The organism is Campylobacter sp. (assembly GCF_052169515.1).
Lineage (GTDB): Bacteria > Campylobacterota > Campylobacteria > Campylobacterales > Campylobacteraceae > Campylobacter_A.
In genome coordinates, this window is the sequence record NZ_JBQNCH010000006.1 from 20,854 (window position 1) to 35,552 (window position 14,699).

The window sequence follows — 14,699 nt, forward strand, 5'->3', positions numbered from 1 at the left end:
AAAACGGACTTATTCTAATATTAATGGGATTAATAGACTCTGAATTTTATATGTTCTTTTTTGCTCTAAGTTTTAATTTATAATATTTTTTATGTTAGAATCATGTCTTGGTAAAACTAACTTACTAGGAGCAGAAATTGAACGATTTAAGAAATATTCCACAAGTTGATAAGATCATAAAAAACGAAGCATTTTCGGGGCTTAACGTGAGTTTAGTCACAATGCTTGCAAGACAAATTTTAGACGAAGTAAGGGCTAAAATTTTAAATGAAAACGCAAACTTTAGTAGCGAAGAAATAATAAATTTGATCCTAAATGAGTACTATAAATTCAACAAATCAAGTCTTCAAAGAGTTCTAAATTTAACTGGTATCACTATCCACACAAATCTTGCTAGAAGCGTAATCGATAAAGAAATTTTAAACCGTGCAACGCCTGTTATTACAGGATATTCTAACCTTGAATATAACCTAGAAACGGGCAGTCGTGGCAACAGATATGACTATATCGGCTCGCTGATCGCTAGAGCATTTGGCTTTGAAGATGCCATCGTCGTAAATAACAACGCAAGCGCTGTGTTTTTAGTGCTAAATACCTTTGCAAAGGGCAGGGAGGTAGTCGTTAGTAGAGGCGAGCTTGTCGAGATAGGCGGTAGTTTTAGAGTGCCTGAGGTGATGGCAAATGCAGGTTGCTTTTTAAAAGAGGTTGGCACAACAAATAAAACTAGACTTAAAGACTACGAGTCGGCGATTTGTGAAGATACTGCAATGCTTGTAAAAGTGCACCGCTCAAATTTTGACATAGTTGGTTTTAGTGAAGAGGCCACGGCAAATGAACTAAGCAAGCTAGCGCGTGAGCAAAATTTGATAGATTATTTTGATCTTGGCAGCGGTTTTTATGGAAATTTACCGTTTAATCTAGACAAAAATGAGCCAGATTTAAAACACTTAAGAGACGTTTCGCTAGTTAGTTTTAGCGGTGATAAGCTCCTTGGCACGGTGCAGTGTGGCATCATAGTTGGTAAAAAAGAGCTTATAGCAAAACTTAGGAAGAACCAGCTTTTAAGAATGCTTCGTGTTGATAAGGTGATCATCTCGCTTTTAGCTGAGAGCATGAAAGCTTATCTAAACAAAGAATTTGAGCTAATCACAACACAAAAACTGCTTCACAAAAGTGTAAAAGAGCTTGAAAATTTAGCAAATTTTATAAATAAAAATTTAAAAACACCACTAGAAATCATTCGCACACAAACCTTTGTAGGAGGCGGGGCGATGCCAAACAAAAAGATCCCAAGCGTGGCTTTGGCGGTTAGTGGTGACGCAGTTTTAAATGAGCAAAAATTTAGGCAAAAAAAGGTGATCGGCCGAATAGAAAATGATAAATTTATGCTTGATCTAAGATCGCTTTTGGATGATGATGTAGAGATGCTAATAAAAATAATAAATGAAACGGAAGAAAAATGAGTCTAATAATAGGAACAGCAGGACATATCGACCACGGGAAAACCGCACTTATAAAGGAGCTAAACGGCTTTGAGGGAGACAACCTTGAAGAGGAGAAAAAGCGTGGCATAACGATCGATCTAAGTTTTTCAAATTTAAGCAAAAACAGCGAAAATATCGCCTTTATCGACGTGCCTGGGCATGAAAATCTAATAAAAACAATGATAAGCGGTGCGTACGGCTTTGATGCGTGCTTATTCGTAGTGGCTGCAAATGACGGGCTTATGCCTCAAAGCTTGGAGCACCTTGAAATTTTAAATCTCCTTGGCGTGAAGTCCTTGATAGTGGCGCTTACAAAGTGCGACCTCGTAGATGAAGTGACTATAAATTTAAGAAAAAAAGAGATAAGAGAGGAAATTTCTAAATTTAAAAATTTACAAATTTTAGAAATTTTTGCCATTAGCATAAAAGATAAGGTAAGTATAGATGAGCTTAGAAACTATCTCTTTACACTAAGGGCTAAAAAACGCGATGAGGACGGCGTTTTTAGATACTACATCGATAGGGTTTTTAGCCTAAAAGGTATCGGTAGCGTCGTAACTGGCACCGTGATAGAGGGAAGTGTTAATAAAAACGAGAAGCTTTTTAACTACGACTCCGGTAAAGAGGTGCTCGTAAGAAGCGTGCAAAGCCATGATGAATTTGTAGATCGTGCTGGAGTTAGCAGCCGCGTGGCACTAAATTTGACAGGCGTGGAGCTTAACGAGCTAAAAAAGGGGCAGCTACTTAGCAAAAAAGGCTTCTTTAGAGGTTTTAGAGAGGTAGACGCGGTCGTAACTGCTAAAAGCTTGATCCACTCGCAAAGTGTAACATTTTGCGTGGGTGCTAAAAATGTCCCTGCAAAGGTGCTAATACTAAGCCAAAAAGATAATAGCTACTTTGTTACCTTTAAATTTCAAAGCGATATGTTTTTGAAATTTGACGAGACTTTTGTTCTCATTTCAGACGCACGAGTGATCGGTGGTGGTAGAGTACTAAACCCTGTACTTGAGCCACTAAAAAAAGCTGGAAAAATTCTCTTTTTAGCAGCACTTTTAAAGCATGATTTTGTGGAGGCATTTTCTATACTAAAAGATGCTCACAAAAATGGCTTTGGCATTATCTCGTCTTATCAAAGATTTGGTTTAAGTCACGAAGAGGCCGTGAATGTAGCCAAAAAACTATCATCTGTTTTTGTTGATGAAAAGGCGTTAAATATTTACGATCTAAGTGCGGTCGAACGGATAAAATCAGTGGTTAAATTTATGATAGAGAAGAATGAATTTGCTGTTTTTTCAGCTCAGAGTATAAGCTTGAAGCTTACTTGGGCTAGCGTTAGTTTGGCTCAAAAAGCACTTGATGAGCTCGAGAGCATAAATTTAATCGCTAAAAATGATGGTGTCTATACAAAAAAGGGCGTTGATATTAGCAAACTAAAAGTAAGGCTCGAAGAGAAAATTTATGAAATTTTAGAAGATGGTAAACTGGCCCCAACTGCACCATATAATATATATGATGAGTTGGAGATCGATAGGCTAAGTGGCGATAGTGCTCTTAAAAAACTCACCGCAATGGGTAGAGTCATAAGGCTAGAACATAACCTTTTTATAACTAGAAATTCGCTAAAACTTGCTCTTGACAAGCTAAGGGGTATCATTAAAGTGCATGGATTTGTAAACGTCACAAATGCAAAAGATGAGCTTAATCTTAGTAGAAAATACATCATTGCATATCTAGAGCAGCTTGATCTTGAGAGCGATATAATGAAGCAAGGGAACGATAGAGTTTTTCGTGGTTAGTATTCGTTTACAAAAAGCAAATATAATCCGCCAAATTTTTAAAAAGGAAAAAAATGAAAAAAGTGGTTTTAGCCTCTATTATTGCAGCAACTAGTCTAATTGCAGCAAGTGATAAACAAATAGAAGATTTTTATTCGGAAATGGTTAATGGGGGCATAAAAGTCAAGGTAACTGATCGCCATAAAATCGCAGGTGATATTGAAGCGGTTGTTGTAAATTTAAGTAAAGATGACAACTCACAAGATGAAATCGTATTTACAAAAGGTGACTACATCTTTCCTGATGTGATCGATCTAAAAGAGCAAAAGTCGTTTTTGTCTGAAATGAAAAAAGATGTTGCCGCAAAGGGAATTTCTAAAATTTACAAAGAAGAAGATAAATCAAACATCATAACTCTTGGTAGTGACAGCAAGAAGCCAACTATTATTATGTTCTCAGATCCAGAGTGCCCATACTGTAGAGCTGAGCTAGCTAAGATCGAGACAACGCTTAAAGATAACAATGTAGAGCTTATTTTAACTCCAGTGCACGATCTATCGTCATTGCAAAAAAGTGCACTAATCTACAAAGAAGCTAAAAGTGCAAAAAGCGACAGTGATAAGGTTAAAATTTTAAGAAAATATTTCGCTGAAGACTATAATGTAGATGAAAAAAGCGTTAGTAAAGAAGCGAGCGATAAGATCGATGATCTACGCAAAAAATACATCTCAGCTGGTGTTAGATCAGTTCCATTTATAATAAATAAAAGCGATCTAAAATAACATTTTCTAGGGAGCTCTCCCTAGAAATTTACTACTAATAAAAATTCTTAAATTTTAAAATACATTTAACTATATTTTTAATAAATACTTAACAAATATAATTAGTATTATATATTTACTTTTATTATTTTATAAATATGCTAAATTTACATAGTTTAATTCTAGGCTCTAAAAGCCCTGAAATAGGCTTTTGCAATATTTTAGTATCTCTAAATATGCAAATTTTACATATTACGGAACCAAATTTCTCAAATTTTTAAGATTTGAGAGGCAAGGAGAAAAAATGCAAGGATCAAGAAGAGATTTTTTAAAGAAATCTCTAAAAGTTGGTACTGCTGGCGGAATACTCGCAGTTTCTGCAATAGCAAAAACAACTAGTGATGACTTAGCTCCTGATGGCAATGGCGTCGTCGTAGGTAAGTCTAACAAAAAAGAGGTGCTTTATAAAAAAAGCAAAAATTGGGAAACCTACTATAAAATCGCTTATTAAGGGAGAAAACCATGAGTGATGCACGTATAGGGAGACGTTCATTTTTAAAGCTAGCAGCACTTGGTGCTGGCACCACAATGGCTTTTGGAAAAAATGATACGATAAGAGAGGCGAGTGCGGAAGAGATAAAAGATCCTTTTCCTGGCTCAAAAAAGGTTAGGACTATTTGTTCTATTTGTTCAGCAGGCTGTGGTATCGAGGCTGAGGTAAAAGATGGTGTTTGGATCCGCCAAGATATGGCGATGTACCACCCAATATCTCAGGGCTCACACTGTTCGAAGGGTATCGATCAGATCGATCTTACACATAGCAAACAACGCATCAAGTATCCTATGAAAAAAGTTGATGGTAAATGGCAAAGAATTTCATGGGATCAAGCTGTAAATGAGATCGGTGATAAAATGCTTCAGATCCGTAAAGAAGACGGTCCTGATAGCGTTATATTCCTTGGATCTGCTAAATTTAACAACGAGCAAGCATATTACTTTAGAAAATTTGCTGCGTTTTGGGGTACAAACAGCAACGACCACGTAGCAAGAATTTGACATAGCGCAACAGTCGCCGGTGTGGCGAATACTTGGGGTTATGGCGCAATGACAAACCACTTTGGAGATATGGCTGCAAACTCAAAATGTATATTTATAATTGGAGCAAACCCGGCTGTGGCAAACCCAGTTGGCGGAATGAAGCACACTCTTCAAGCAAAAGATAGAAACAACGCAAAAGTGATCGTAGCTGATCCAAACTTTACAAAAACAGCTGCACACGCTGACCTTTATCTAAGACAAAGATCAGGTACTGATATCGCACTAGTATACGGTCTTATTCATATCATTCTTAAAAATGGTTGGGAAGATAAAGAATTTATAAAACATAGAACGTACGGTATTGACGAGATAGTAAAAGAGGCTGAGCATTGGACGCCTGAAGTTACATCTGATGTTACAGGTGTGCCAGTTGATAGACTAGTAGAGGCTGCAAACATCATAGCCCATACAAAACCAGGCACTGTTATTTGGGCTCTTGGTATCACACAACACTCGGTTGGTAGCTCAAATACAAGAATTTTGCCTATCTTGCAACTAATTTTAGGAAATATGGGTAAACCAGGTGGCGGCTGTAATATCATCCGTGGTCATGACAACGTTCAGGGCTCAACTGACATGTGTAACCTTTCAGATAGCTTGCCAATGTACTACGGATTAACTGATGCAGCCTGGAAATATTACTGCCAAGGCTGGGGCGTTGATTATGAAGAATTTGTAAAACGTTTTGCAGTTTCTACAAAAGAGCCAAAGCAAGGCGGAGCACCGGTTAAAAATACTGTTTTTGAAGAGTATTATTATCATGATCCTAAAAATCCAGAGGATAGAAACTGGAGAAATGAAAAGGGCTGGTCGCTTTCAAAATGGTGGCAAGGCGTCTTAAAAGAAGAAAACACATTTAGCAATGGCAGACTAAGAGTTCTTTGGGTACAAGGAACTGGTATTACATCAATGGCACACGTTGCGAAAATTCAAGAAGCAGCTTCAAAACTAGATATGATTGTTGTAGCTGAGCCATTTGTAAACGAGGTCGCGATCCTTTCAGATAGAAAAGATGGCGTTTATATCCTACCAGTGGCAACTGCCTTTGAAAATGAAGGTCACGTAAACGCTACAAACCGCTCAGGCCAGTGGAGAACTAAAGTCGTTGATCCACTTTATGAGAGCAAGGCTGACCAGGAAGTTATGTTTGCATTTGCTAAGAAATTTGGCTTTTACGATGAGTATGTAAAAGGCATGAAGATGGCTGTCGTAAATAGAGAGCTAAAACAAGTTAAAGATGACTTTGTATGGCCAGATGATGCGACAAATGAGATTGCAAGGGTTGGAAATTCTATCGGTTATGGCGGCAGAACTGCTGAGATGTTTAGACGTCACCAAGCAAACTGGGATAAATTTGACCCAGATACGCTAATAGGTCTTGGCGGTGAAGTAAAAGGCGAGTACTATGGCAAACCATGGCCAGCATGGGACACAAAACACCCAGGCACGCCGATACTTTATGATATGAGTAAACCTTATGTAGAGGGCGGTTCGGGCTTTAGAAATCGCTTTGGTCTAGAGCATAATGGTGTTAGCCAGCTAGCTAGTGAAGAGACTACGCTTGTAGGTTCAGCTATAAAAGGCGGCTATCCACAAATCACTAGAGACAACATCGAAAAAGTCTTAGGTATAACCCTAACAGAAGAGGAAAAAGCTAAGATTGGACCAAGCTGGAGCATGGATTACAGCGGTATTATTTTAGAAAAGTGTCGTGAAAAAGGCGTTGTTCCTTATGGTAACGCAAGAGCTAGAGCGATCGTTTGGGAATTCCTCGATCCTATTCCAAAACATAGAGAGCCAATCCACTCACCACGCTGGGATCTTGTTCAAAAGTATCCAACATTTGAAGATCAGGCTAGAAATTTCCGTGTTGCTACTAAATATAAATCAGAGCAACAAGCAAAAGACTGGTCAAAAGAGTTCCCTATCGTGTTTAGTACTCAACGCGTCGTAAACCTAAGTGGTGCTGGTATGATCGAAAGAACGAGTAAATATCTCTCAGCTATTACGCCTGAGATGTTTGCTAACGTTCACCCTGAGCTTGCTCTAAAACACGGAATAAAAGACCGCGACATGATGTGGATCCACAGTCCACAAGGCACGAAGATAAAAGTGAGATGTTATCACAGCTATATGGTAACTCCAGATAGAATTTGTATGCCTTACAACTTTGCTGGTGTTATGCAAGGTGTTGATCTTTCAGATCGCTATCCAGAGGGCACTAAGCCTTATGTTATCGGCGAGAGCTCCAACACGATTACAAACTACGGATTTGACCCTGTTACTCAAATATCAGAGTTTAACGCGGGTCTGTGCCGCATAGAAAGGGCTGAAGAAGATAAATTTGCAAAATCGTTTTTCCATGAGTATGGCGAGAGAGACGCCACTGGTAAAGAGTAAGGAGAGATAAAATGGCAAGAATGAAATTTTTCGTAGATACTAATAGATGTATTAGTTGTTATGGGTGTCAAGTAGCTTGCTCTTCTGCTCACGAGCTCCCGGTTGGAATTTATAGAAGAAAGGTCATCACGCTTCACGATGGTATAGAGGGCAAAGAGGTCTCAACTACCATCGCATGTCAACACTGTACTGATGCACCTTGTGAGCAAGTTTGTCCAGTAGATTGCTTCTATATTAGAGCTGATGGTATCGTGCTTCATGATAAAGATAAATGCATAGGCTGTGGATACTGCCTATATGCTTGTCCATTTGGTGCACCACAGTTCCCTAAAGATGGAGCGTTTGGCGTAAAAGGCGTAATGGATAAATGTACTATGTGTGCAGGTGGTCCAGAGCCAACAAACTCACACGAAGAGAGAGAGCTTTATGGCCAAAATAGAATGGCTGAAGGCAAAGTGCCTATGTGTGCAGCAGTTTGTGCTACAAATGCACTTTTGGTTGGTGATGCAGCTGATGTGTCAAATGTATACCGCAAACGCGTTATGCTAAGAAATACAGGACTAAAAGTCTAATGTTTAAAGGAGGGCACTTTGCTCTCCTTTAAATTTTTTATATTTCATCTAAAACTAAACTATCTTACTTAGCAATTTTAAAATTTAATTTATTACTCTTTTTATAAAGCTATTCTTGCATTTTTAACACAAATTTTTAAATTCACGTTAGATAAATTTAAAAAATTATTTGTTATTTCAATTTGACCTATTTTATGATAATCGTTTTTATTTTAATCAAAGTAAAAGATTGATAATATTCCAGCAAAATATATTTTACAGGTGGTTTAATTAATGAGTAAATTTTTCAAATTTATGCTTATTATGTTGTTGCCAGTTTGGCTAATGGCAAGAAACGAAGACTACGAGCAAGTAGCTGCTCAGATAAAAGAGTCATTACAAAAGGTAATAACAGAGTATAGAGCTGGCAATGTCGAGCAAGCAGTTAGCGATACTCAAAATGCTTATTTTGGTCTGTTTGAAGATGTCGAAGCTGGCATCAGAATAAATTTAGGTCAGAAAAAAGCTTACTCTATGGAGAAACAGTTTGGCGAGATCAGAAAGGCGATAAAAGCTGGCGAAGCACCAGATGATGTGCAAAAAAGAATAGATCAGATAAATAGCGAAATCGCTGAAGTTTTGCCAGTTATTTTAAATGGTCATAAGCTTGTTGGTGAGTACTCAGACAGCCCAGCACAAGCTGCTGCAAGTGGCTATGACACTTCTAAATTTATCCCTGAGTGGAAGGTGGCATTTGAAAATTTATCAGCTGCTCTAGATAAAGCTATAGCAAGCTACGAGGGTGATAAACAAGATGATGCTAAAAATTCTATCCAAGATGCTAAATTTAATGATTATAGAAACACTCAACTTGAAATCGCCGTTCGCCAATATATAGAAAATGGCAAAAGCATAGATGCTGACATCCAAAGAAAGATGGGTGAAGCGATCAGTGGCATCACAAATGGCATAAGCAAAGATGACTTTAAAGTAAAGCTAGAAGAGATCAAAAAGTTAGCTTATGATGCCGTTGCAAAACTTCCAGCTGAAACAGTAAAACTAGCAAAAGTTGATATGAGCAGTGCAGTATCTAGCGATAGCAGCGAAGATAGTGGCACAGACTACACTCAAACTGTTAAAAACATAAATGACAAAATTCAAGCAGCCATCGCGCTTTACAAAGGTGGCAATAGTGCTAAAGCTATGGGCGATATCCAAGACATCTACTTTGATGAGTTTGAAGGTAGCGGCATGGAGAACAAAGTAGGTGCGATAGATGTAAATTTAAAAACAGCTATCGAAGCTACATTTGGTAACCTTGTAGCCCTTATGAAATCAGGTGCAGACGAAAAAACACTTGAAGAGAGTGCAAGCAAGATGTCATCTCAGCTAGCAGCTGCACTTGAGAAAACTAGCGGTTCAAGCTCACCTTGGACGCTATTTATCTGGGCACTAACTATCATCTTAAGAGAGGGTTTTGAGGCTCTTATCATCGTTGCAGCCGTCGTTGCATATCTTGTAAAAACTGGCAATGCAAAAGCTATGGGTAAGGTAGTATATAGCTCAGTTGGCGTGGCTGTCATCTTAAGCTTTGTCATGGCTTGGATAATGAACATCATCTTTGGCGAGGCAGCAGGTCAAAAAAGAGAGCTTATGGAAGGCATCACGATGCTTGTTGCTGTGGGACTTCTATTTTATGTTGGCTTCTGGCTTCTTTCAAATGCTGGCGCTAAAAAATGGAACGACTACATCAAATCTCACGTATCTGAGTCTATCTCAAGTGGCTCAAGCACGGCGCTTTGGTGGACTGTATTTTTAGCGGTATTTAGAGAGGGCGCTGAGACAGTGCTATTTTATCAAGCACTTATCTTTGATGCAAAAGACTCAGCTGGCTACTCAATGATCGCAGCTGGCTTTGTCGTAGGTCTTATCGTTCTTTTAATAGTCTATTTCTTATTTAAAATTTTCGCTGTTAAAATTCCTATTAAGCCATTTTTTATATTTACATCAGCTATAATCTTTTACATGTCGATCGTCTTTGTTGGCAAGGGCGTTGGCGAGCTAGTTGAGGGCAAAATTTTCATCCCAACTATCATAAAAGGACTAAATTTCCCTGACTGGATGAGAGACTGGCTAGGACTTATGCCATATTACGAGAGTTTAGTACCTCAAATCATTATGGTGCTTGCCCTAATTATAGGCATTGTTATCATGAAATCAAAACAAAATAAAAAATAATCTTATTTAAAGGAGAGGATATGAATAAAATTCTTAGTTCAGCTCTAGCACTTAGCCTAGCAGCTGGTTTTGCACTTGCTGGAGAGCACCCAATCGGCGAGCCTGTAGAGGCTAATGGCATGGAGATAGCTGCTGTTTATCTTGAGCCAATCGACATGGAGCCAAAAGGCGTTGATCTAGCTCCAAGCTTAGCTGATCTTCACCTAGAAGCTGACATCCACGCTGTAAAAGGCAACAAAAACGGCTTTGGCGAAGGCGAGTGGATCCCATACCTAAAGATCAACTATGAGCTAAAAAACCTTGATAATGGTAAAACTAAAAAAGGTACATTTATGCCAATGGTTGCAAGCGATGGCCCACACTACGGCGCTAACGTAAAAATGGATACAGGTGTTGGTAACTATGAGCTTAAATTCCACATCGACAATCCAGAAAAACAAGGCTTTGGTCGCCACGCTGACAAAGAGACTGGTGTTGGTAAATGGTTTGAGCCTTTCACAACAACTTATAAATTTCAATGGACAGGTGGTCCTGTTAAATAGTCACTTTGGGGCGTTCTCGCCCCTTTTTAAAAATTCTCATAGGGTTTAGTTATGTCAATTTACTTCTATCAGGTCTTTTTAGCCCTCCTTGGATTTACGCTTTTTGCTGCCTTAAATAACAATGGCAAAAGTTTAAAAACGATCTTTTTACCGTCATTTCTTGGTGTTGTTGCTGGTGTGCTTATCTTTAAAGCTGCTCGTCATGCGCTTGTTGATGACCAGTTTAAAATTTTCATAGATTCTGTGACACTGGTTTTTCTACTCATTAGCATTTTATGGATATTTTTCGAGCTTAAGATAGCAAAAATCGTAACATTTTTTATTTTAGGCATCGGCTTTGGCTTTGGCTATAGCTCAAGTAGCGCTTTGTTCCCGTTATTTGGTGGCGAGCTGCTTGACACGCTTTCAGTCATAAGCTTCTTTTTGATGATCTTTGCGATGATCTTGATACTATTTTTATTTTTCTTCATTTCAAATTTAAAAGCAAGCATCCCATCATCAGTAGCTAAAATTTTAGCTCTTATCACATTAGTATTTTTACTAGTTGATAGAAGCTCACAAACTGCACTTGAGCTTTTGCGTGCAGGCGCTTTAAAGATAAGTAGCGAGCTAAATTCTCAAATTTTATCTATCAGCGCAAAAGGCATCTATGTCACAGAATTTAGTGCCTATTTTTACATAGCAGTGATCCTTCTTTTATGCATCATCGCGCTTTGCTTTGTGCCAAAGAGTATCGATAAGAGCACGTTTGGCTCTATCAAATACCGCTTTACAAAAGCCATTAGAGAAAATGTCTTTGACAATGCAAAATTTGCATTTTGCAGCGTTTTAATAGCGCTTGGATTTTCACTTTATTTTGATCTTTACGCATCTCGCCCACCTCAAATTTCAGAGCCGGTCTTGGTTGAGCCAGTGGGAGATAAATTTATATTTGATGTTGATATGCTAAAAGATAATGAACTTCACAGATTTGCCTACATCACAGATGAGGGCAAGCAGATAAGATTTTTCTTGCTAAACCGTTTTAGCGACCGCCCATCTCCAGTCATCGTCTTTGACTCGTGCATGATCTGCGGCGACATGGGCTATATCAAGAAAGGAAACGACCTTATCTGCATCTCTTGTAACGTCAGAATTTTCTTGCCGTCAGTTGGTAAAGAGGGCGGTTGTAACCCGATCCCTATGCCTTTTACATTTGACGGTAAAAATATTATAGTTGATTACAAAACTATCGTTGATGGATCAAATTTCTTTAGTAAAGTCGTTGAAAAGATGGTCGTTGACCCAGTTAGCCGCAAAAAGGTGAGCAACCTTGAGTCAAGGTCGTATTTGTACTATGGACGCACATATTTCTTTGAAAACAACGAAACTCAGGCGAAATTTGAAGCAAATCCAGAAAAATACGTAGAAACAAATGGAACACTAAAATGAAAAATATGCAACTAAGAATGATAAAAAGCTCGATCACGGGCTCAAAGGTGCAAAAGACGATGGCCTTTATCACGATACTTTTGGCAGCCCTTTTGATAGCTTGCATGCTAAATATCACGCTAAAAATTGGCGACCAAGTGGCAAGCGAGCTTAGAGGATATGGCTCAAATATTGTCGTTTTACCGCGCGGTGAGAGTCTAAGCATTGAGATCGAGGGTAAAAATTTTACTCCGCTAAAGTCGCAAAATTTACTCCCAGAAGCTGAACTTTATAAGATCAAAGAGATCTTTTGGAGAAATAACATCGTTGCTTTTGCACCGTTTTTAGAGACAAAGGTCAAAAATGAAAAAGGCGAAGAATTTGGCTTTGAAGGAACATATTTTGATAAAAATATTGGCCTAAAAGATGAGCCAGAATTTAGCACAGGCGTAAAGACACTTTACGGCTTTTGGGGCGTTGAGGGCACTTGGCCAAAAGATGAAAGCATGGATGAAATTTTAGTTGGTGAAGAGCTTGCTGGCGCTAAAAATTTAAAGGTTGGTGACAAGCTAAATTTAAGTGGCAACGGCGCTACAAAAGAGGTTAAGATAGTTGGTATCTTAAAGGGTGCAAGTGACGAGACGCATAAGCTAATTGGCTCACTTAAACTTGCTGGCGAACTCTCAGGTCACGTGAGCTCATACACAAAGGCTGAAGTCTCAGCTATGACGATTCCAGAAAACGACCTATCGTTAAAAGCAAGACGAAATTTAGACAACCTTGATAGTGCAGAGTACGACAAATGGTACTGCTCGGCCTATGCTGGATCGATCGCATTCCAGATAGAAGAAAATTTACCAAACGTTAGCGCAAAGGCTAGCCTTCAAGTAAGCGATGCTGAGAGTAACATCGTAAAGAAGATTCAAAGCCTAATGGGTATCGTTAGTATCATCGCCCTTGTAGTTTCAGCCATCGGCATAACATCGCTTATGACAAGTGAAATTTACCGCCGCAAAAAAGAGATCGGCCTTTTAAAAGCCATAGGCGCAAGTAACTTTGAAATTTACGCCCTTTTTGCGAGCGAGAGCCTTGTGGTTGCCTTTTTTGCAGGCATCACTGGAGCATTTTTAGGATACGCTCTAAGCTACGTGATGTCTTACATTATCTTCTCTCACGGCATAGGCATAGCTTGGATCGTGCTACCAATCAGCGTGGCATTTGCCCTGCTTATCTCAGTCGTTGGCTCGCTAATGCCAATGAGAAACGTCATAAATTTACTACCTGCGGAGGTGCTATATGACCGCAAATAGCAAATTCTTTTACAACCTGATCTATAAAAGTCTAAAAAACGGCTCATCAAGAGTTATGGTCATCGTGATCTCGATCTTGCTTGGAGCATGCGTGTGTGGCGCCTTTGTAAACGTCTATCTAGACATCGACTCAAAGGTCTCACGCGAACTAAAAACTTATGGTGCGAACATGATCTTTGCTCCAAAAGATATGGCGACAAGCGATGATATGAGTGAAAAAACTTATAATGAAATGATTGCTAAAGTGCCAAAAGATAAGCTTCTTGGCGAGAGCGGGTATCTATTTGCTCAGGCAAACATCGGCCCAACAAATGCCATCGTCATGGGTGCTAAATTTAGCACGTTAAAGCAGGTTAAGCCATTTTTAGAGGTCAGAGACGGGGCGATGATAAATGTTGATTTTGATGATAAAAACGTGCTAATCGGCATCGATCTAGCCCGCCAAGCTGGTTTTAAAGCAGGCGATAACATAGAAATTCGTGCTATTGGCTCAAATGAGAGCATAAGTGTCAAGATAAAAGGCGTAGTTGCAAGCGGCGACAAAGAGGACGCTCTTTTGATCACATCGCTATCTTTAGCTCAGCAAATTTCAAACAAAGCTGGCAAGATAAACTACGCAGAAGCAGTTGTGCTTGGTAAATTTGAAGAGATAACATCACTAGCTAGCTCTCTAAATAACGACGAGATAGCGGCAAAGCCAGTAGCAAAGGTCTCAAAGTCTGAGGGCTATATCTTGGAAAAAATAAAGCTACTAATGGCGCTTGTTAGCCTTGTTATCTTGCTCATCACTTCAATGTGTGTAAATACAACGCTTAGTGCTATTTTGCTATCTCGCTCAAAGGAGATCGCACTTCTTAGAGCCATAGGTGCTAGCAAGAAAGATGTGCTAAGACTATTTGGCTTTGAAACATTTGCAACAGCGCTCATTTCGGCGTTAGTTGGAGCATTTTTAGGTTATCTACTAGCTCAAATTTTAGGATATGCGATATTTGATTCTAGTATTGATTTTAGGATTTTAAGTATCCCAGTGGCTGTAGTCATTTCGCTCATATTTGCAGCGATTGCAGCATTTTATCCGATCAAACGGGCACTTAATAACAAAATGGCAGATACATTAAGAGGAGAATGAT

11 protein-coding genes and 1 pseudogene are annotated in these 14,699 nt (G+C 38.9%); all 12 read left to right on the plus strand.

Features of this window, described 5'->3' with window-relative positions:
• Positions 1 to 137: 137 nt before the first annotated feature.
• The 12 genes and pseudogenes from selA to ACTTKV_RS02975 all read left to right on the plus strand — a co-directional run bounded on the left by selA (position 138) and on the right by ACTTKV_RS02975 (position 14,698).
• Positions 138 to 1,463 carry an L-seryl-tRNA(Sec) selenium transferase gene (selA, locus tag ACTTKV_RS02920; RefSeq protein ID WP_442549163.1) on the plus strand — a complete coding sequence of 442 codons (1,326 nt, stop codon included), beginning with the start codon at positions 138 to 140 and terminating at the stop codon, positions 1,461 to 1,463.
• On the plus strand, positions 1,460 to 3,280 hold the full coding sequence (gene selB / locus ACTTKV_RS02925) for a selenocysteine-specific translation elongation factor (RefSeq protein ID WP_442549164.1): 1,821 nt from the start codon (positions 1,460 to 1,462) through the stop codon (positions 3,278 to 3,280). The genes selA and selB overlap by 4 nt, the downstream gene beginning before the upstream one ends.
• A 53-nt stretch (positions 3,281 to 3,333) precedes the next feature.
• Positions 3,334 to 4,041 carry a histidine kinase gene (locus ACTTKV_RS02930; RefSeq protein WP_442549165.1) on the plus strand — a complete coding sequence of 236 codons (708 nt, stop codon included), beginning with the start codon at positions 3,334 to 3,336 and terminating at the stop codon, positions 4,039 to 4,041.
• A 283-nt stretch (positions 4,042 to 4,324) separates the two neighbouring features.
• Positions 4,325 to 4,531 carry a twin-arginine translocation signal domain-containing protein gene (locus ACTTKV_RS02935; protein WP_087579573.1) on the plus strand — a complete coding sequence of 69 codons (207 nt, stop codon included), beginning with the start codon at positions 4,325 to 4,327 and terminating at the stop codon, positions 4,529 to 4,531.
• Between the two features lie 77 nt (positions 4,532 to 4,608).
• A pseudogene (locus tag ACTTKV_RS02940) lies at positions 4,609 to 4,803 on the plus strand (hypothetical protein); the annotation flags it as partial.
• A 60-nt stretch (positions 4,804 to 4,863) separates the two neighbouring features.
• Entirely contained in the window at positions 4,864 to 7,518 is a 2,655-nt protein-coding gene (locus tag ACTTKV_RS02945; protein WP_442549220.1) for a formate dehydrogenase subunit alpha, read from the plus strand.
• An 11-nt stretch (positions 7,519 to 7,529) separates the two neighbouring features.
• Positions 7,530 to 8,090: a formate dehydrogenase FDH3 subunit beta gene (gene fdh3B / locus ACTTKV_RS02950; protein ID WP_103624579.1), complete on the plus strand. Its 561-nt coding sequence runs from the start codon at positions 7,530 to 7,532 to the stop codon at positions 8,088 to 8,090.
• Between the two features lie 273 nt (positions 8,091 to 8,363).
• Positions 8,364 to 10,307 carry an FTR1 family iron permease gene (locus ACTTKV_RS02955; RefSeq protein ID WP_442549166.1) on the plus strand — a complete coding sequence of 648 codons (1,944 nt, stop codon included), beginning with the start codon at positions 8,364 to 8,366 and terminating at the stop codon, positions 10,305 to 10,307.
• A gap of 20 nt (positions 10,308 to 10,327) precedes the next feature.
• Positions 10,328 to 10,849, plus strand: a complete 522-nt coding sequence (locus ACTTKV_RS02960; protein ID WP_009294901.1) for an iron transporter — start codon at positions 10,328 to 10,330, stop codon at positions 10,847 to 10,849.
• 51 nt (positions 10,850 to 10,900) lie between these two features.
• Complete coding sequence (locus ACTTKV_RS02965) at positions 10,901 to 12,280, plus strand: Fe-S-containing protein (protein WP_442549167.1); 1,380 nt, start codon at positions 10,901 to 10,903, stop codon at positions 12,278 to 12,280.
• Positions 12,277 to 13,569, plus strand: a complete 1,293-nt coding sequence (locus tag ACTTKV_RS02970) for an ABC transporter permease (protein WP_442549168.1) — start codon at positions 12,277 to 12,279, stop codon at positions 13,567 to 13,569. Before ACTTKV_RS02965 ends, ACTTKV_RS02970 begins: the two co-directional genes overlap by 4 nt.
• Positions 13,556 to 14,698 carry an ABC transporter permease gene (locus tag ACTTKV_RS02975; RefSeq protein WP_442549169.1) on the plus strand — a complete coding sequence of 381 codons (1,143 nt, stop codon included), beginning with the start codon at positions 13,556 to 13,558 and terminating at the stop codon, positions 14,696 to 14,698. Before ACTTKV_RS02970 ends, ACTTKV_RS02975 begins: the two co-directional genes overlap by 14 nt.
• The last annotated feature ends 1 nt before the right edge of the window (position 14,699 follow it).